18 protein-coding genes are annotated in these 19237 nt (G+C 59.0%); 3 read left to right on the forward strand and 15 right to left on the reverse strand.

Features of this window, described 5'->3' with window-relative positions; translation table 11 throughout:
• Positions 1-8 precede the first annotated feature (8 nt).
• The 4 genes from LOY31_RS08735 to puuE all read right to left on the reverse strand — a co-directional run bounded on the left by LOY31_RS08735 (position 9) and on the right by puuE (position 3151).
• Positions 9-512, reverse strand: a complete 504-nt coding sequence (locus LOY31_RS08735) for an ureidoglycolate lyase (protein ID WP_027613342.1) — start codon at positions 510-512, stop codon at positions 9-11.
• Between the two features lie 117 nt (positions 513-629).
• Entirely contained in the window at positions 630-1625 is a 996-nt protein-coding gene (alc, locus tag LOY31_RS08740; RefSeq protein WP_007960036.1) for an allantoicase, read from the reverse strand.
• 87 nt (positions 1626-1712) lie between these two features.
• Positions 1713-2228, reverse strand: coding sequence for a 2-oxo-4-hydroxy-4-carboxy-5-ureidoimidazoline decarboxylase (uraD, locus tag LOY31_RS08745; protein ID WP_221532950.1), 516 nt, complete (start codon positions 2226-2228; stop codon positions 1713-1715).
• On the reverse strand, positions 2225-3151 hold the full coding sequence (gene puuE, locus LOY31_RS08750) for an allantoinase PuuE (protein ID WP_007960032.1): 927 nt from the start codon (positions 3149-3151) through the stop codon (positions 2225-2227). Before puuE ends, uraD begins: the two co-directional genes overlap by 4 nt.
• A 430-nt stretch (positions 3152-3581) precedes the next feature.
• Between puuE and uraH the strand changes: the two genes are divergently transcribed.
• Entirely contained in the window at positions 3582-3935 is a 354-nt protein-coding gene (gene uraH, locus LOY31_RS08755) for a hydroxyisourate hydrolase (protein ID WP_011333195.1), read from the forward strand.
• Positions 3936-4043: 108 nt separating this feature from the next.
• Here the strand turns inward: uraH and LOY31_RS08760 are convergent, their stop codons facing one another.
• The 6 genes from LOY31_RS08760 to LOY31_RS08785 all read right to left on the reverse strand — a co-directional run bounded on the left by LOY31_RS08760 (position 4044) and on the right by LOY31_RS08785 (position 13971).
• A complete protein-coding gene (locus LOY31_RS08760) occupies positions 4044-5591 on the reverse strand; it encodes a hypothetical protein (RefSeq protein ID WP_221532951.1) in 1548 nt (515 codons plus the stop codon).
• A gap of 6 nt (positions 5592-5597) precedes the next feature.
• On the reverse strand, positions 5598-7208 hold the full coding sequence (locus LOY31_RS08765; protein WP_221532952.1) for a hypothetical protein: 1611 nt from the start codon (positions 7206-7208) through the stop codon (positions 5598-5600).
• 171 nt (positions 7209-7379) lie between these two features.
• Entirely contained in the window at positions 7380-11063 is a 3684-nt protein-coding gene (locus LOY31_RS08770; protein ID WP_258713112.1) for a calcium-binding protein, read from the reverse strand.
• A gap of 201 nt (positions 11064-11264) precedes the next feature.
• On the reverse strand, positions 11265-11894 hold the full coding sequence (locus LOY31_RS08775) for a LysE family translocator (RefSeq protein ID WP_007960020.1): 630 nt from the start codon (positions 11892-11894) through the stop codon (positions 11265-11267).
• An 87-nt stretch (positions 11895-11981) separates the two neighbouring features.
• Entirely contained in the window at positions 11982-13331 is a 1350-nt protein-coding gene (locus LOY31_RS08780) for an NCS2 family permease (protein ID WP_007960018.1), read from the reverse strand.
• A gap of 196 nt (positions 13332-13527) precedes the next feature.
• Positions 13528-13971 (reverse strand): MarR family winged helix-turn-helix transcriptional regulator, encoded by a 444-nt coding sequence (locus LOY31_RS08785; protein WP_258713113.1) that lies wholly within the window; start codon positions 13969-13971, stop codon positions 13528-13530.
• An 82-nt stretch (positions 13972-14053) separates the two neighbouring features.
• Between LOY31_RS08785 and LOY31_RS08790 the strand changes: the two genes are divergently transcribed.
• Complete coding sequence (locus LOY31_RS08790; RefSeq protein ID WP_221532955.1) at positions 14054-15220, forward strand: PLP-dependent aminotransferase family protein; 1167 nt, start codon at positions 14054-14056, stop codon at positions 15218-15220.
• Positions 15221-15251: 31 nt separating this feature from the next.
• Here the strand turns inward: LOY31_RS08790 and LOY31_RS08795 are convergent, their stop codons facing one another.
• From LOY31_RS08795 to LOY31_RS08815, 5 genes are all read right to left on the reverse strand, one after another.
• A complete protein-coding gene (locus LOY31_RS08795; RefSeq protein ID WP_007960011.1) occupies positions 15252-15623 on the reverse strand; it encodes a glutathione S-transferase N-terminal domain-containing protein in 372 nt (123 codons plus the stop codon).
• A gap of 102 nt (positions 15624-15725) precedes the next feature.
• Positions 15726-16271 (reverse strand): GTP cyclohydrolase I FolE, encoded by a 546-nt coding sequence (gene folE, locus LOY31_RS08800; protein WP_003204506.1) that lies wholly within the window; start codon positions 16269-16271, stop codon positions 15726-15728.
• 77 nt (positions 16272-16348) lie between these two features.
• Positions 16349-16906: a Smr/MutS family protein gene (locus tag LOY31_RS08805; protein WP_085690493.1), complete on the reverse strand. Its 558-nt coding sequence runs from the start codon at positions 16904-16906 to the stop codon at positions 16349-16351.
• Between the two features lie 73 nt (positions 16907-16979).
• Positions 16980-17300 carry a hypothetical protein gene (locus LOY31_RS08810; RefSeq protein WP_007960009.1) on the reverse strand — a complete coding sequence of 107 codons (321 nt, stop codon included), beginning with the start codon at positions 17298-17300 and terminating at the stop codon, positions 16980-16982.
• A gap of 131 nt (positions 17301-17431) precedes the next feature.
• Positions 17432-18022 carry a cysteine hydrolase family protein gene (locus LOY31_RS08815; protein ID WP_011333204.1) on the reverse strand — a complete coding sequence of 197 codons (591 nt, stop codon included), beginning with the start codon at positions 18020-18022 and terminating at the stop codon, positions 17432-17434.
• 239 nt (positions 18023-18261) lie between these two features.
• On the opposite strand from LOY31_RS08815, the gene prmB reads away from it, so the two are divergent.
• Positions 18262-19170: a 50S ribosomal protein L3 N(5)-glutamine methyltransferase gene (prmB, locus tag LOY31_RS08820; protein WP_007960007.1), complete on the forward strand. Its 909-nt coding sequence runs from the start codon at positions 18262-18264 to the stop codon at positions 19168-19170.
• Positions 19171-19237: the final 67 nt, after the last annotated feature.

A 19237-nucleotide genomic window follows, 5' to 3' on the forward strand; every position in this document is an offset into this window, starting at 1 on the left:
ACCTTCTCTTATTGGTGGGGGGCGAGGATCAAACGCTCATCCTCTTTGAAAAAATGCTCATCGCAGTTATTGCCTGTGCCACTGCGATCAACCACCAGGAAGTCATCCCGCTTTTCGATCGTCAGCACCGGGTGGTGCCAGACGCCGCGATGGTAATTGATGCCCTGCCTGCCGTTGGTGACGAAGGCGCGGACCAAGCCTGATACAGGTACATCGCCAAGTGGCGCGACCACGATCAGAAAGGGGTTGCCGAGCAGCGGAATGAAAGCCTGGCTGCCCAGCGGATGGCGTTCCAGCATGCTGACGGTCAGCGGCATGTCTTGCGCGTCGGCGCGGAAGATGCTGATGATCGCGTTGTCCTCAGGCGTAGCGGTTTCGACCGTCGCCAGTTTGTGGAAGCGCATGGTCGAACCGTTGTTGATCATGAAGTGATCGCTGCCGTCGGTTTCGATCACGTCACCGAAAGGGGCGAAGGCTTCTTTGGTCAGCGGTTCAATCGTCAGTGTGCGCATGCTGTTCTTTTCCGAATTCTGTGTTGTTGGTTCTGTTGCTATCGCTGGCAGGCCAGCTCCCACATCTGGAATACATTCCCTTGTGGGAGCCAGCCTGCTGGCGATCGGGTTCAGCGCTTATTTAGCGACCTTGCCCAATACGCGCAGGCGGCTCACACCACCATCCGGGAACACGTTCAGACGGATGTGGGTGATCGGGCCCAGCGCCTTGATCTGCTCGACGAAGGTGTGTTCGGCGTGCATTTCCAGCTTCTGGCTTGGCAGCAGTTCGCGCCAGAACAGCGACTGGGTTTCGATCTGGCTGTCGGTGCCGCCCTTGACGAACGCGCCCTGGATCGAGCAGGTGTCCGGGTAGTTGCCCTTGAAGTGCAGGGTGTCGACGATGATTTTTTCGATCTCGCCCGGGTGGCCCAGCGCGACGATCACCCAGTCATTGCCTGGCGTGCGACGACGTGCGGTTTCCCAGCCGTCGCCCATGTTGATGCCACGGCCCGGGTTGAGGATGTTGCTCATGCGGCCGAAGTGTTCGTCGGAGCAGGCGAGGGCGCGGCCACCGTTGAGGGCTGCAGCCAGGTCGACTTGCTCGTTGTCGCCAACAGCCGACCAGTCGCGGAACGGAATGCCGTACACGCGCAGACGGGCCACGCCGCCATCCGGGTAGATGTTGAAGCGCAGGTGGCTGAATGCCTTGTCGTTGCTGATTTCGTGGTAGTGGTGGCTGTTGCCCTGCAGCTCGACGGCCGACAGCACTTCAGTCCACTGGGTGTTTTCGTCCGGCTCGCCCGACGCCAGGAAGCAGGCTTCCAGCGAGGCCGATGGCGGGAAGTTGCCGGTGAAGAATGAAGTGTCGATGTCCACGCCTTTGATCGAACCCGGTACGCCCAGGCGGATCACCGCGCTGTCGTAGCCTTCGAAGCGCTTGCGGCGGGACTCCCAGCCGTCCATCCACTTGCCGTTGTCATCGAACACGCCCTCCTTCCACACGGCCGGGGTCGGCTGAAACAGACGATTGGCGTCTGCGAACCAGTCATCGGTGACCGAGATGATTTTGGTGCCCAGGCGGGCATCGGCCAGGTTGACGAACTTCTCGAAAGGTACGGCGTAAGCTTTCATTCTTCTTGTCTGCCTTTAAATAAGTGGCTTGGGATGCTTGCAGGGCCCTGGGTGCTCTCCGCGTTTGATGCACTCGGGCCAGGCTTGCTAGAGAGTCAGTAATCGGAACAGGGCGATCTTGTTGATCTCCGCCAGCGCGCATTTGAACTCGGTGTCGACCGGGTTGTGAATGCGCGTTTCGAACGCTGCGAGGATCTGATGCCGGTTGCTGCCTTTTACCGCCATGATGAAGGGAAACTTGAACTTGGCTTTGTAGGCGTCGTTCAGCTCGGTGAAGCGCTGGAACTCTTCGGCCGTGCATTGGTGAATACCGGCGCCAGCCTGTTCATTGGTGCTGGCTTCGGTCAACTCGCCCTGGACGGCAGCTTTGCCGGCCAGGTCCGGGTGAGCGTTGATCAGTGCCAGCTGGCTGGCGTGATCGGCGCTCAACAGGATGTCGCTCATGCGCTGGTGCAGGGTTTCGATCTGGTCGATCGACGCGTCCTGGCCCAGTTCGAAGGCCTTCTCGGCCACCCATGGCGAATGCTCGTAGATGTCGGCGAAGGCTTTGACGAAGGCGTCGCGGCTCAGGGTCGACGGTTTCAGGGTTTGAAAGGTGCTCATTTGGCAGCCCCTTGGTACGGGTGGGTTTCGTGCCAGTGACGCGCGATGTCGACGCGACGGCTGAACCACACCTGTTCATGACTTTTAGCGTATTCGATAAAGCGCTTGAGCGAAGCCAGACGCGCCGGACGGCCCACCAGACGGCAGTGCAGACCGATCGACAGCATCTTCGGTGCTTCGGCGCCTTCGGCATAAAGCACGTCGAACGCATCTTTGAGGTATTCGAAGAAATCGTCGCCCTTGTTGAAACCCTGGACCTGGGTGAAGCGCATGTCGTTGGTGTCCAGGGTGTACGGGATCACCAGGTGCGGCTTGCCGGTCGGGTTGTTCGGTTCCCAGTAGGGCAGGTCGTCGTCGTAGGTGTCGCAGTCGTAGAGGAAACCGCCTTCTTCCATCACCAGGCGACGGGTATTCGGGCCGGTGCGACCGGTGTACCAGCCCAGCGGGCGCTCGCCGGTGAGTTCGGTGAGGATGCGGATCGCTTCGAGCATGTGCTCGCGTTCCTGCGCTTCGTCCATGTACTGGTAGTCGATCCAGCGGTAGCCGTGGCTGCAGATCTCGTGACCGGCCTCGACCATGGCGCGGATTACGTCCGGGTGGCGCTGGGCGGCCATGGCCACAGCGAAGATGGTCAGCGGAATGTCGAATTCCTTGAACAGTTTCAGGATCCGCCAGACGCCGGCACGGCTGCCATACTCGTAAAGCGATTCCATGCTCATGTTGCGCGCGCCTTGCAGAGGCTGGGCCGCGACCATTTCCGAGAGGAAGGCTTCGGATTCTTTGTCGCCGTGCAGAATGTTGCGCTCGCCGCCTTCTTCGTAATTGAGTACGAACGACAGGGCGATCCGGGCATTGCCCGGCCAGTGTGGGTGAGGAGGGTTACTGCCGTAACCGATCAGGTCGCGTGGGTAGTCAGCGCTCACTGCAGTCTTCCTTCTTATTCGTTGACAGATTGTGTGGCGCCCTGAAGTTTGGATGGCAGGCTGGCGTCACAGCGATGGGCTGATTGTATACAACTTTATTCTCAATTTGTAAGCCTGAATTTTCGCATTTTTCACCGGCTGTCATCTTTTGCTGTTAATGGCGTGAACCTGCAAGAAACCTGCCTGACCAGTCAGCTAATGGATTGGGGGTTCAATGAATGCGAGGTTACGAGGCAAATCACCGTGAAATCGAAGGATGGCGGGGGTAGCAGCAAAAATGTCGTTTTTATTGTGTACAATTTTTTTGAAAAGTGTCTTAATCAATCGCTCGCCGCAGCTTTTCGTGCTCCGAAACGGTGCGGTCTCCTTTTCAACTGACTTCGGGAGGCGCGAAGTCTGACTGCTCCACGCAGGCAGGCGCGCAGAATCAATGGGACGTTTGACAACACACGTTTTGGACGCTGCACACGGTTGCCCGGGCAGCTCGATCAAGGTCGAGCTGTACCGCGTTGAAGGTTCGCACCTGGAATTGGTCGCCAGTGCGCTTACCAACAGCGATGGCCGGGTCGATGCGCCGCTGCTGCAAGGCGATGACTACCGTACCGGTGTCTATCAGGTTCAATTCCACGCCGGCGATTACTACCGCGCCCGTGGCGTCCAGTTGCCGGAGCCGGCATTCCTGGACGTGGTCGTGCTGCGGTTCGGCATTTCTGCCGAACAGGATCACTACCACGTACCGTTGCTGATCTCGCCTTACAGCTATTCCACCTATCGGGGCAGCTGACCCCCAAGCAGCTGCCCCTGCCGGGAAGCGACTGCGCATATAGCTTCTTTGGTCTTTCGCCCGCTCACACTGCGGGCTTTTTTTCGCCCGTCGTTCAGCGGAGTGCAATCACAGCCGTGGGTTTGCGTCGCGCACGATAAACACGGTGTCGTCGGCGTTCGCCAGTGTCTGGGGACCGCCTCTGAGCCAGACGACCTTGTTTGCAGCGTTTGCTGCAACAACGGCCGCCGCCGCTGTCGCACCCACCTGAATGTGCAGACGTAGATTGGCACTGCTGTGATCGACATTCAGCGTCTGGTTGATCTTGCGGCCCCGGATGCGATGCAGGCTGATGAAGAACACGTAGTCATGCCCCGTGCGCTTGAACACCAGTGCCGGATACGAGTTGGACGGGCTTGGATCGAACACGGCATAACCGTTGCGGGTCAGCAGGGTGGCCATGAAACGTTTGAGATCCAGCGCCGATTGCGTGGTGTTGGAATACAGCCATTCCTGGCGAAACAGTGCCGGATCGAAATCCAGTCGCTGCAGCGGACCGTCCGATGTCGGCGTCGGCAATTCGATGATGCGAACCGCCCCATTGCCCGACGTCGGGAGAATCGGCAGCATCAGCAGCGGATCGGCCAGTTGCGGACGGGGATGGCGGTTTCCGGTCTGCCAGTCATTGAATGTCTGGCGCAGAAGGGTCAGCCCCGATCCGGTCGCCGTGTCGGAACCATTTGCCAGCACGAACTGGTGAAAGGCGACACTCTCCAGCGAGGTCGTCGATAGCTCCGGAAAGTATTGGCTGATGTATTTCGTCAGTGGACGTTCGAACGGCAGCGTCGGATCGATTTGCCAGTCATGAGCAGGCGGTACCTGGATGGCGCCCCGCGGCTGTTCCTGTGGTTCCATTCTGAGCGTGCGGTCCAGCAAGTCGAAGTCGTAGATCAGATGACTCGGGTTCTTGATGTAGACGATCGGATCGCTCGCATCGCCTCGCGGAATGACTTTGTACTGGATACCGTCGACGCGAATGTCACCGGTGGTGGCATGTTGCGGGTCGATGGCCCAATTGCTCCACGGATCCAGCGTTTCATCGGTGCGCTGACGTTTGGGCGGTACGACCGACGGTTCGTCATCCGGCAATCGGTGACGTGTCATGGACAGCTGCGAGATGTCGGCATCCGGCGCGTTTTGCGCAGGGAGCGGACGCCACACAAGCGTACCCTCAACCCTTTCCAGCAGTGGTCCGGATGCCAGGAGTTCACTGGATAACCGGGCCCTCAACCCATTCTGTGCATCGGGGCCGATCTGCACCGTCCCCCCTTCGACAAGGTCGACGTAGGTATAACGTCCCGCTGTGCGCGTGCCGTCCCGAGGATCGGCAGGCGGCAATCTGTTGACCAGTCCGGGGGCGAGAAAATAGCTGCCGATCGGTCGTTGCGCGGTGACGTTCCGGACATGTGTCTCGGCAGGGAGATCGTAGACTTCGATCATCTGTTGACGGGTAACGGGTGGCACAGGCAATTGCCAGGCCGGGTGGGTCAAGGTCGGATCGATCAGTGTGTCGGGCATCAGTCGAGGCGGCGTTGAAATGTCCGGCGTGGTGTCTCGCACGACAGGCGTGGAATCCGCTGTATCTGTTTTCGTTCGGATAGGACGTTTGGGGCTCATTGATGATCAGCCTTCGCGAAGAATGAAGAGGGTGGGTTGGTCCGGGCTCGGATGTTGAATGCCGCCCACCAGATAATTGACTTTGTCTTGTGCCAGCAGAGCGTTCAGCCTTTGTTGTCCGGTTTCATCGAGTGTCATCCGCGCTGCCGAACTGGTCAGTTCGGAACCCGGCCTGGTATAGCGAGGGATGAAGCCCGGGGAGACCAACGGGAGCTTCAATACGAAAAGCGAATCCAGTCCTTCCCGATGAAAAACCAGCGAGTGTTCCAGCAGCAAGGGATCTGGCGAACTGACGGTGTATCCACTCTTGACCAGGATGTTGTGGAAGAGCTTTTGCAAGCTCGCAGCCCCCGGTGCAGCTGTATATTCACTCCATTGCTGCGAGAATTTCTGCGGATCAAAATCGACTCGCTGCAGGCTCGGCCCGGTTGTCGGGGGCAGCACGATTCTTCCCCCGAAAGTGCCGTCAGAGATGATGGGCTGGACCGGCAGCAACAGCAGTGGATCTGCAAGGTGTCGGGGGGCGGGGATGGCCCTGTCTTGCCAGTGACGGAAGGTCTGGCTCAGCGCCTGCAACCCTTCGCCGTTGATCACTTCGGCGCCGCGGGACTCTCTGAACATGGCCTTGGCCACGGCCCTGGCAGACTGCCCGGACAAGCACTCGAAGGCATCGGCAACATATTGCGTCAGCGGCTTTTCGAATGGCAGTTGATGGTCTGTAAAGCGCCACTGATTGTCCGGGCCGCGAGCTGCCCAGCGCGGTTGCAGTGTGCGATCGTCCACGAGCATCTGTTCGAAGGCATCAAAGCGCTCGGGGTTGAAACGCGGGTGCTTGATGCAGACGATCGATGTGTTGGAGCGAACGATCTGCGGCACGATCGGGTAGTGCAGCCCGTCTATTTCAACCGATTGACCGCCGGTGGGCTTTGTCGGCTGGCCCCAATTTCGCCATGGCTTGTTGGACAGATCCAGAGGCTGGGCAATGGTCGAAGGCTTGTCGGCGAGTGGGTCTGGATCGGTCGACGCGTCATCTTCATCCAGTCGCGGACGCTTGCCCGGATCGGCCTGCGTGTCCGGCTCGTCGACATGTGGGCGGCGTGCCGTGATTGCTTGTCGTTTTTGCCACAGATTCGTGCCCCGGATCCGCTCGACCAGAAAACCGGAGGGCGTCAGTTCGCTGGCCGAGGTCAGTTGAAAGCGTCCGTCAGGGTGCTGATGAACCATGGCGGTGCCTTCGCGCATGTCCACATAGGTTCGCTCCCGGCCGTCACGGCGGATGCCTTGCGAGGACGCGGCTGCCGGGGTCAGCCTGAGGGCCAGATGTGCAGGAATGAATACGGGTGATGTCGGCCTTGGCGAGGCTTCAGGTGCAATGCCTGACGCGTGTGGCGGCTGGCGGGGCAGCATCTCGCTGACTTCGACCGAGGGCTGTCGGTTGCCTGCGTCATGTTCCGTCGTGCGCGGCGAAGAGTGTCCGGTCAGAGTCGGCTCGCCGGTGGGCAGATGCATGCCGGGGCGAATGTTCGAAACGTTATCGAGGTTGACGTGAGGCGTGTCTGTTGAAGGCCTGGGAGGCGACGAACCCGCTGGAGGAATCTGCTTGGGTGGCTTGGCCATTTGAAGTGCTCCGATGTACGACTGATTCAGCTGTGTAAAGCCATGGAGTGATGCTGGCTAAAGGGGGCTGAATGATCGTCAAAGCGCACTTCTGGCGTGCGGTACATAGATCAATCGGTGCAAGCGACTGATGCAAAGCGTTTCCAGCTGAGTCCGTTGCTCCCGAGGGAATCAGTTGTAGTGCGTTTGTCCGGATAAAAGCCAGGCGAAGTGTTTCGCCTTTTTCAGTTTCTCCGGGTAGTCCAGCGAGAGATCGCCCATCAACCTGACGCAATGTTCGCGCAGGAGTTTCAAGGCGTGGTCGCCCAGCGGGGGAGTGTAAGCGAGGCCGATCTGTGCCACTTCTTCGAACAGTTTCAGTTGGTGGGTGCAGTGGTTGGTCGTCTGTAGATCCAGGCGATCAATTTCGCGGGACTTGTCCGCGTCGAGTATCCATTGACGTTGCGCCAGGTGATATCGCAGGGCACCGAGGCTGCCATCTTTCATGGCCATGTTGCGCACAAGTATGTCGTCTTCCGGATATTGCTTCAGTTCGATAGGCAACGGGGTGGAGAGGTCGGTTGGCGGTACGAGAAACCGTGCATCGATCGCTTCGATATAAACCGCTTCGAAGATCAGGTCGACCGCCCAGACAATGCCTTGCGCGGTGATGACGCGAATCTGGTCGATCAGGTCGCCCGTGTTCTGGTATTGCGGCAGGTAAATGATCGTCTGTCCGATCTGTAACCGGTTGTCGACGAGCGTGATCTCGACCGTGCCCAGGCTGGAGGCGTCGAATTCCCACGTCGAGGAAAATGCCAGTTGCTGGCTCGCGGTCGCCAGTGCGCCGGGTGTGGAAATGCGCAATGACATGCCGGGGGTGAGGTGGACGAGGTACTTCGAGCCCTCACCGGTGAGGCTTTCCACGGCAGTCTGGTACGCAGCGGGTTTGAGCATGACGCACTTCTCCCGGCTACCTAGCGCATGTGCCTGGTTGTCGAGCGGTTGCAGGTATTGATGCGTTCCCGCTCTGGGGGAAAGTGGCAGAGGCACGTTGCTGGTCCAATGCATCGGACCGCTTATTTCAAACGTGTCGTTCCAAAAATGACTGTCGGTGACGGCGGGCTGAACAAGCCGATAAGACGCGCCGTCGTTCATGACCAGAATGAACGAGTGATGTGTTGCCAGTTCGGGGGCCTTCAACCGGGGCTTGAGATCGCGCATGCCGGACATGGTCGAAGAGGCAAGATTTTTGATCGCTAGCTGTTTGCTGCCGAAATGCAGGGTCATCCCGCATTCCTTGTACATGATGTAGTTGAAGTGAGTGCCGCGTATGAGGTCGGCGTTGTAATAAGCCTCGACGCGCGTCAGTTCTGTGCTGGCGCAATCAATGTGCAGCGTAGTGACCCTTGTATTACCGGTCGCTGTTACCTGGAAAACCGTCTGGATATTGTTGCGTGACAGCCAGTAGCTCGAACTCCTGTCGTTGGGGACGGTGCACTTCGTATCAAACACGATGACCGGAAGCTGTCGGATTCCCTGTCGCAGGATCACCACTTCCACATCGACCGCTTGCGGCGTTTCGATGCTGGCTGGAAGTTCTGGCACGAGATGAAATCCGTCTTTGGTGATGAAGGTCAGTTTTCCATTCTGTAGCGCTAGTTTGTCCCCGGTTCGCTGGTAGACATTCTTGATCCTGACCACTTTCTTGCTGACGTCGTCGAATTCGAATCCTGATGTGATGACCAACTCCCGGTTTTCGATCTTCCAGCTTTCGATCAGGTCCGATCGCCAGTCCAGTGCAATGATGCTTTCCTCTGCGCCGTCTTCAATAATCGATGCTGCGCCGGGGACATGAGCGATAGCGTAGGCATCCTTGCCTTTGCCGCCATTGGCCGATACGTAATGGCTGAGCAAATAAATCTGGTCCTCGCCGGGGCCTGCATCAATCTCGTCGCGACCACGGGACTTTATGATGTTCGGACCGTCACTACCGATGACTTCATTGGTTGCACCGGCCAGCGTCTCGACGTTTTCGATACTTTGCAGATGACTGTGCAGCCTGTAGGCCTGCTCTTTTGGAGTGGGCGGCTTGACCAGTAGCGACATCTCGCCCTTATGCAAGTCCACTCGGAATCCGTAACGATCTTCGTTGGTTTCCGGGAAGTGTCCCGCCAGTTTCAGCGTGTCGTTACCTGCATCACCTTGCAGTTCGGAAATCAGTGTTTCTTGGGTGCCGGTTTTCAGCAGGTCGGCAGCGCCCTCGAAGATGAACTCGTCGGCTTTCTCGCCACCGTTCAGGGATTTATGGCCGGCAGCGTAATAGAAGCCGTTTGGTTTTTTTTTCACCCCTTGAATAGTGTCGTTACCGCCGCCGATAAACCACAGGATGTCCTTGTCGTCGGCAGAAGTTCCAAGCACTGCTCCGGGAGTGTCTTTGGTAACGCCTGCGCGTGCATCGATGGTGTCGTTGTGATCGTTGATGCGGGGACGCTTGATGGTTTTGTACTTCGGGTTTTGTGCTGTCCACTCATAAGTCGCGACCTGGATGGGTTCGACATCCACCTGGAAACTGCCATTGACGATGGCTTCGGCCTGGTCTTTTAGTGTCTCGTCCAGCAACTTTCGGGCAGTGGCGCGCAGTTGTTGTGAGTGTCGGGCGGCCGACCTGGCGATAAGGTGGCGATCTTCAATGCTTTCATCCGGGCTGATACCCCAGAACGCAAACCAGCCGGTACGCAGACGCTCTTCGGTGGTCAACGTGATGTAGTCGTCAATGTCATCGACCACATTGATCGCCGCCCAGACTCGGGATCCTGCGACCAGCAGTAAGCCGGCGACCAGCCCGATCGGGCCCGCCGAGGAGAATCCGGCCAGTGCCGCTGCACCGAGCAGCACGGTCATGGCCGCGCTGGTGACACTCAACCCGGCATTCACATAGTGATTGATGGATTCTTTGCCGGTTGTCCGGGCTGCCGCCTTGAAACCATCCACCGCAGAAATGATATCGAAGGGCAGCGTCAGGGCGCCGCCGATCAAGCCGCCGCCGCGCCCCAGTTTCAGGGCGAAACTGGTTTTGGCAAAACCCTTGAAGGCACTCTCGCTGGCCTTGAGCATTTGCGTGGCTTTGCGGGCTACCGCGAGATCGATCGCTATCGAAGCAACGTCAGCGCTGAACGCCGAACTGTTGAACACGATGCCATATGAATCCTTGTCTCTGATTGCATCTTGCAGACCGCGCAGACCACTGTAGATCCCGAACGCCTGAAGTCCGATACCCGTGCTGGCCATGGTGCGGCTGGTTGAGCGTTTGACCCAGTTCGGGAGTGGCTCCTGAATATGGGCATGGCGGATGTCGAGTTTTTGCGCTGCGTTCAGAAGTTGTTTCAGCTTGCCCGGATAAGTACCTGGATCGCTCGGGGAATCGAATGAGTCATGCAACAACGGCGGCGCCGTCAGGGGGCGTTGGCTGGCAAGTTCGAAGAGCAGGCTGGGAAGCAGATAATCATCCGCCCCGGTCGTCGTTTTCATCCGCGCTTCAATGACGGCTGGATCAAACTGCAACGCATTGATGAAACGCTTTCCGGGCGTGCGGAAAAACGTGTTCTTGCCGTTCAGGGGTTGCCCGTCAATGGTCGCGCCCAATGTATCCAGGGCTCTACGGGTGATTGAATATCCGCCTATCTGCAGTGGGCCGAATACCTGGTCTACCGTTTTCAGTTGCGCTCTTTTGCGTTTGAGCGCGGGCGGGGTCTGGAGGGAATTGTTGTCGTCATAGTCGATCGTTGACGGTTGCCGTTCATTGCCGACAAGTTGCATGTCGGCAATGTCTACGTCGTTATGTTCGATCGATGACGGGAGGATAAGGGTAGCCATTTGAACATCCTTGTTCTGAAGATGAGGTTGCGCTGTGGCGTCATCTTAGGAAGAGGGTTCAAACGATGTACATCGGCGGGGTGTTGCGGTGTGTTGCGTTTTGGAAACGGAAGTTGCTGCCAGTTTCGATGCATGAATCAAGTGTCGAAACTGGCAGCCAGCTTTGAAATTTGTGAAGCTCAGAAGATTGTCTGCGAGGAATCAGTGCCCGCTGAGCAGCGATGCGGCACCGGCACCGCCGAACAATCCGGCGCTGATGCGGTTGAACCAGCTCTGACCCTTGCCGCTGCGCAGGTAACGCGCTGCACCATGGGCACCGAGGCCGTAGGTCAATTTGCACAGCAGATCGAGCAGCGTCCAGGTGGCGATCATCACCAGCAGTTGCGGCAGGAACGGTTGTTCGGCGCTGAGGAACTGCGGCAGAAACGCGGCGAAAAACAAAATGTCTTTCGGATTGCTTGCGCCCAGCACGAAGGCCCGGCTGAACAATGCACGGAATTTCGGAACCGGTGCAGCCTGAGGTACTTCGGCACCCACCGACGGCTGGCGCGATTGCTGCCAGCTCTGCCAGGCGAGGTAGAACAGGTAGATCGCGCCGACGATCTTCAGGGCGCTGAACAGTTTTTCGGACGCCAGCAGCAAGGCGCCCAGCCCCAGCGCCGAGGCACTGAGCAGGCAGATCGAGGCGAACACGCCACCGAGAAACGCCGGGTACGAACGACGCAGACCGTAATTCAGACTGTTGCTGATCATCAGCAACGACAGTGGCCCCGGAATCAGGATCACCACCAGCGCAGCGCCGCTGAACAGCAGCCAGGTTTCCAGACTCATCACTTGCTCCTTTTTATCGTTATCAAGAATGTGCAAAAGCCCCACCCGGTGGGGTGAGGCTGTTTTGAAGCGTGAACCGCGTAGCGCTTACAGGAAGATGAACTTGGCGATGAAGATCGCGCAGAGCACCCACAGGCTGACGGAGATCTCTTTGTATTTACCGGTGCCGGCCTTCAACGCGACATAGGTAATGAAGCCCAGCGCGATACCGTCGGCGACCGAGAAGGTCAGCGGCATCATGATCGCGGTGACGATCGCCGGAATGCTGTCGGTCGCTTCGTCCCATTCGATGTGCGCCATGCCGCCCATCATCAGCATCGCTACGTAAATCAGCGCGCCGGCGGTGGCATAGGCGGGAATCATGCCGGCCAGCGGTGCAAAGAACATCGCGGCTATAAATAGCACACCCACGGTGACTGCGGTAAGACCAGTCCGACCACCAGCCGCTACACCGGCGGCACTTTCCACGTAACTGGTGACCGGCGGAACACCGACGACCGCTCCGAAAACGCTGGAGGCGGAGTCGGCTTTCATGGCGCGGGAGAGGTTTTCGATGCGCCCGTCAGCGTTCACCAGGTTGGCGCGCTGGGCGACGCCCATCAGGGTGCCGGCGGTGTCGAACATGTGTACGAAGAGGAAGGCAAGCACCACGCTGATCATGCTGACGTTGAATACGCCGGCGACGTTCATGGCCATAAAGGTCGGTGCCAGGCTTGGCGGGGCGGACATGATGCCCTCGTAGTGCACCAGACCAATCCCCCAGCCGGCCAGGGTCACGGTGATGATGCTGATGAGGATCGCGCCGAACACTTTGTGGTAGCTGAGGATCGCGATCATCAGGAAGCAAATGGCGGCGAGCAGTGGGCCGGGTTCACGCAGCGAGCCGAGTTTGATCAGGGTGGCCGGGCTATCGACGACGATGCCGGCGGTTTTCAGGCCGATCAGCCCGAGGAACAGACCTACACCGGCGCCCATCGCATAGCGCAGACTGACCGGAATGCTGTTGAGCAGCCATTCGCGAATCCGCGAAAAGGTCAGGATCATGAACAGCACGCCCGAGACGAACACCGCACCGAGCGCGGTTTCCCAGTTGTAGCCCATGGTGCCGACCACGGTGTAGGTGAAGAACGCGTTGAGGCCCATGCCCGGCGCCAGGCCTACCGGCCAGTTGGCGTAGAGGCCCATCAGCAGGCAGCCCAGCGCGGCGGCGATACAGGTGGCGACGAAGGCTGCACCGTGGTCAATCCCGGCATCGGCCATGATGTTCGGGTTGACGAAAATGATGTAGGCCATGGTGATGAAGGTTGTCAGACCGGCAATCAGCTCGGTCTTCACCGTGGTGCCATGCAAGCTGAGTTTAAAGATGCGCTCCAGCAGGCCATTGCGTAACGGCGGCGAGAGTTCCAGCGTCGATGCTTCGGATTTGCGGCTTTCCACAGCGAGTACTCCTCAAGAGTTTTATTGTTATTTCCAGGACCGGACCCATGAGGGGTGGCAGCGGCCCTTTGAGGCATACGCGAATTTGTTGACCATGCGGTCAGGAACTCGCACGATGTGGATTATGCTTTTGTGTACAAATAAAGCAAATATTGTTTTTGGTTTTGTAGACGAAAATACTGGCGATCAAGCTATATCACTCGTTCGGACGATGTGTTCCCAGTGCCAGATTCACCGCCAGCCAGCCGTTGACCGCCGTTTCGCCCGCTTCGGCAAAGACGCGCTCAAGCAATTTCACCTGCTCGCGGCGCAATGCCTGTTCAAATTTCGCGCCTTCAGCGGTCAGCTCCAGCAGGCGTTTACGCTTGTCGGTCTCGGACGCCACGCTGTCCACCAGATGCATTTCCTGCAATTGCCGCAACGGCATGTTCAGCGCTTGCTTGCTCACTCCGAGCAGCGCGAGCAATTCCTTGACGCTCAGATTCGGATAACGGGCAATGAAAAACACGATGCGTTGATGCACTCGGGACAAGCCGCGACGCTCGAGCATTTCATCGGCCTTGGCGGTGAACGCCTGGTAACCGAAGAAAAATGCTTCCATGGCTTGTTGCTGGCTGGCGCAGTTTTTAAGGTCAAGCATATTGACGTTTCCAGAGAGGGTGTCGTAATTTCAGTCAACAAGTTTGACTCATTTTTCCCATGCCTCGCTAGCGGTGACTTCCATGGCTTTTTCCGAACGTGTCTCGCGCCTCAAAAGTTCTCTGATCCGTGAAATCCTTGCTGCGGCCCAGCGCCCGGAGGTCATGTCATTCGCCGGTGGCTTACCGGCCGAAGCGATGCTGCCGAAGGTCGAGTGGGCCGACATGCCGCTGTCTCTCGGCCAGTACGGCATGAGTGAAGGCGAGCCAGCACTGCGCGAAGCGCTGGCGGCAGAGGCGAGGGCGTTGGGTTTGCCGTGTGAGGCGAGTCAGGTGCTGGTGGTCAGTGGCTCCCAGCAAACCCTCGATCTGGCGGCCAAGCTGTACATCGACAAGGGCACCGAAATCCTGCTTGAAGCACCGACCTATCTGGCGGCCTTACAGATTTTCCAGCTGTTCGGCGCCGATTGCCTGACCGTACCGCTGGAGGCTGACGGCCCGAACCTTGCGCAATTGCGTCAGCGTCTGGAACAGCACCACCCGGCGTTCATCTATTTAATCCCGACCTTCCAGAACCCCTCCGCCGTGCGCTATAGCGAAGCCAAGCGCGAAGCCGTTGCGGCATTGCTCGACGAATTCGGCGTGACCCTGATCGAAGACGAACCCTATCGCGAGCTGACCTTCGACGGCGGCAGCGCCCAGCCAATTGCCGGACGCCTGAAGAAATCCAGCTGGATCTACACCGGCACCGTGTCGAAAACCCTGCTGCCAGGCCTGCGTGTCGGCTACCTGATCGCCAGCCCGGATCTGTTTCCGCATCTGCTCAAACTCAAGCAGTCAGCGGATCTGCACACCAATCGCATCGGCCAGTGGCAAGCATTGCAATGGATCGGCAGTGAGAAATATCAGCAGCACTTGAGTGAATTGCGTGGCTTCTATCGTCAGCGCCGCGATGCCTTTCAAGCAGCGCTGGAAACTCACTTCGGCGATCTGGCGGACTGGAACACGCCGCAGGGCGGGCTGTTTTTCTGGCTGACCCTGAAGCAACCGCTGGACACCCGCACCTTGCTGAACACCGCGCTGGCCAACGATGTGGCGTTCATGCCGGGTGAACCGTTCTTCCCCGAGCCGGATCGCAATCCCGGGCATCTGCGTCTGAACTTCAGTCACATCGACCCGGCCCGACTGGACGAAGGGCTCAAACGTCTGGCGGCGGTGGTGCGCCAGGCTCAGGCCGCGCAGGCGGCATAAAAAACCGGCCATCAGGCCGGTTTTTTTTGGATCAGACTGCGGCGAACCGCTTGTTCAGATACTCGATGATCGTGTTGGACTCGTACATCCAGGTGGTCTGGCCGTTCTCTTCGATGCGCAGGCACGGCACCTTGATCTTGCCACCCTGTTCCAGCAGGGTCTGACGATCCTGCTCGTTGTTTTTCGCGTCCTTCAGGGCCACCGGAACATTCAGGCGACGCAGGCTGCGGCGGGTCTTCACGCAGAACGGGCAGGCGTGGAACTGATACAGGGTCAGGTCCTTCGCGGCGGCGTCAACCTGAGCCTGGGCAGCGGCGGGGCGCTGTTTCTTGCCCGGGCGGGTCAGGAAATCAACGAAGATGATCAGTTGGCCGAGGCCGACACGAAGCGCTTTGACGAACACGTTACAAGCCTCACTGGGACATTGAAGAAGGCGCGCAGCTTACCCGATTTTTCACGGACGAAAAAAAACCGGCGATCAACGCCGGTTTTTTTCTGTCACGCATTACTTGATCAGGCTGAGAAACTCGCTGCGGGTCGCCGCGTTTTCACGGAACTCACCGAGCATCACCGAAGTGATCATCGACGAATTCTGTTTCTCCACACCGCGCATCATCATGCACATGTGCTTGGCCTCGATCACCACGGCCACGCCCAGCGCGCCGGTGACCTGCTGGACCGCATCGGCGATCTGGCGGCTGAGGTTTTCCTGGATCTGCAGGCGGCGGGCGTACATGTCGACGATCCGCGCGACCTTCGACAGGCCCAGCACTTTGCCGCTCGGGATATACGCGACGTGGGCCTTGCCGATGAACGGCAGCAGGTGGTGTTCGCACAACGAGTACAGCTCGATGTCCTTGACCAGCACCATTTCGCTGTTGTCGGAGCTGAACAGGGCACCATTGGTGACCTCTTCGAGCGTCTGTTCATAACCGCGGCAGAGGTACTGCATGGCTTTGGCGGCACGCTTTGGCGTGTCGAGCAGGCCCTCGCGGGAGACGTCCTCGCCCAGTTGGCCGAGAATCGCGGTGTAATTCTGTTCCAGGGACATGAAACTACCTGTGGGGATTTTCGCAAAGGGCAAGGGTACGGTGGCGGACACGACCCTGCAAGTTCGGTGTGACGGGTTTATTCGTCGCGGCCTTCCATCATGGTGCGTTTGAGCATCACATACACGGCGCCGGCGCCGCCATGTTTCGCCTGGCACGAGCAGAAACCGAGCACTTGCGCATGCTGGCGCAGCCAGGTGTTGACGTGGCTTTTGATCATCGGCCGCTTGCCGTCCAGACGCACGGCCTTGCCGTGGGTGACGCGCACGCAGCGGATTTCGAATTTGGTGGCTTCGGCGAGAAACGCCCAAAGAGTTTCGCGGGCCTTTTCGACGCTCATGCCGTGCAGGTCGAGGCTGCCTTCGAACGGGATCTGCCCGACCTTGAGCTTGCGCATCTGGCTTTCCTGCACGCCGTCGCGGGCCCACATCAACTCGTCTTCGGGACCGACGTCGATCACGAACTGATCGGACAGGCCGTCAACGGTAGTGGTGTCGGTGCGCACGGTGGCGGACTGGCGCAGCTTGGCAATTTGTGCGCGGTCTGCCTTGGGTTTGCCGGTGTCGGCGCGGTCGTGCTTGATCGGCTTGACGCCTTGGATCGCACTTTTGAACAGGGAAAAATCGTCGTCTTGCATGTCAGCCTCCGCGAAGGGCGGCCAGTTTACCCAAACAGACACAAAACGGCCCGGCAAAAAGCCAGGCCGTTGATCAATCGTGTTTTTTCATCAGGTGCGGGGACATGTTCAATTCCCGCGATTGCCGTGCGCGACGCCGGCAACGACGCCACAGGGCCACGCCGAAATACAGGAACAGCAGGCCGACTGCGAGAATGATTGCCGAGCCAAGCGGTGTTGCATTCAGATCGCCGAGCGCCGGCGGGCGCCCCAGCAGGCTGGCGGCCCCGGCCATCGCCAGCAGCACGCCGAACGTCGCCAGTATGGCCGCGATCGCCGCGCCGAATCGAAATCGCCAGTTGCTTTGGCCTTTGGGCCGCAAGCGGCGTGCGTCAAATCCATCGGATAACTTCATTCCGACCTTCCTCAATGGGTATCGGCCCTTCGACCGGGAGTTGACCGGGTTGTTCCTGAGGCTAGGGTAATTGAAGCAAATGCGAGGTTTTTGCAGATGAGCGGCGGGCTGAGCCGCTCATTTACGTTCGATCAGATCAGATCCTGGGTCAGCGCGAGGGTGGCGAAGTTGTCGGCCATGATCGCCATTTCCGCTTCCTGCACCTGTTCGGCGCTGAGCACGCGGCCCTTGAACGGCAGATCGCGGGTGGCGCAGGCATCTTCGACGAGGGTGCAGCGGAAACCCAGGTTTTTCGCCGCGCGCACGGTGGTGCTGACGCTGGAGTGACTCATGAAACCGCAGACGATCAGGTCCAGCGAGCCGATGGTTTGCAGGCGATCGTAGAGTTCGGTGCCGTGAAAGGCGCTCGGCAGCAGTTTGCCGATGATGGTTTCATCGCCCTGGGGTTCCAGGCCGGGGATGAACTCGCCGCGTTCGCCCTGCGGGTCGAACAGGCCGCCGACGGTGCCGAGGTGACGCACGTGCACGATCGGCCGGCCGGCTGCGCGGGCGGCGGCAACCAGTTGTTTGATGTTCGCGACAGCCGCGTCCATGCCGCTCAGGGCCAGCGGGCCGCTGAGGTACTCTTTCTGGGCATCGATGATGACCACGGTGGCATGGCTCAACGTGGCCGCTGCGTAACCGCGACCGCTGAGTTGAAACATCGTTTTTGGAACGGACATTCTGGGGCTCCTTCGGGTGGGGCTTTTGCGACATTGTCCTCTGGCTGAGCGGTTCTGTGAATCGCTACCATCGTAGACACCGTCGTTGCTGGCCTGCAGCCTTGTCAAGTTACACGATCTGTTCAATAGCCGAGGGGAAAATCGGAAGAGTCCTACCGTCGCCCCGGAATCTTTCCTGCGTCGTCGCGGCGCGTTTTGGCTGCTAGAATCGCCAGTCGTTTTTTCTGGAGTTCTGCCCCGTGATCACTTCCCGACTTCGTACCCTGCGCGACCACATCCGTTGGGCCGTCAGCCGCTTCCATGGGGAGGATCTGTTTTTCGGCCATGGCACCGACAATGCCTGGGACGAAGCCCGGCAGCTAGTGCTCGGTGCCTTGCACCTGCCATGGGAAATCGCTGACAGCTATCTGGATTGCGCGCTGGAAGACGACGAACTGGTCAATCTTCAGCGCCTGCTCAAGCGTCGCATCGAAGAACGCATTCCGACCGCTTACCTGCTGGGCGAGGCATGGTTCTGCGGCATGTCGTTCATCGTCGATGAGCGCGTGCTGATCCCGCGTTCGCCGATTGGCGAGCTGATCGAAAACCGTTTTGCCCCATGGATCGGCGACGAACCTGCGCGCATTCTCGACCTGTGCACCGGCTCCGGCTGCATCGGCATCGCCTGCGCCTACGAGTTCCAGAACGCCGAAGTGGTGCTGGCGGATCTGTCGTTCGAAGCGCTGGAAGTGGCGAACCAGAACATCGAGCGTCATGGCGTCGATGAGCGTGTGTTCACCGTGCAGGGCGATGGTTTTGATGGTCTGCCGGGTCAACGTTTCGACCTGATCGTGTCGAACCCGCCCTACGTCGATGCGGAAGATTTCGCCGACATGCCGGACGAATACCAGCACGAGCCGGAACTGGGCCTGGCCTGCGGCGATGACGGTTTGAACCTGGTACGCCGGATGCTCGCCGAAGCGGCGGATCATCTGACCGAGAAGGGTTTGCTGATTGTCGAGGTGGGCAACAGCCAGGTGCACGTCGAGGCGCTGTACCCGGAAGTCGATTTTGCCTGGCTGGAGTTCGAGCGCGGCGGGCACGGCGTGTTCATGCTGACCGCCGAACAGTGCCGCGCCCATCAGGCACTGTTCGCTTCCCGCGTCTAAATTGCTCTGATCGTTCCCACGCTCTGCGTGGGAATGCAGCCCGGGACGCTCTGCGTCCCATCCGAGT

Origin of the sequence: Pseudomonas sp. B21-021, assembly GCF_024749205.1 — a bacterium.
In the GTDB taxonomy this organism is placed as follows: Bacteria; Pseudomonadota; Gammaproteobacteria; order Pseudomonadales; family Pseudomonadaceae; genus Aquipseudomonas; species Aquipseudomonas paraglycinae.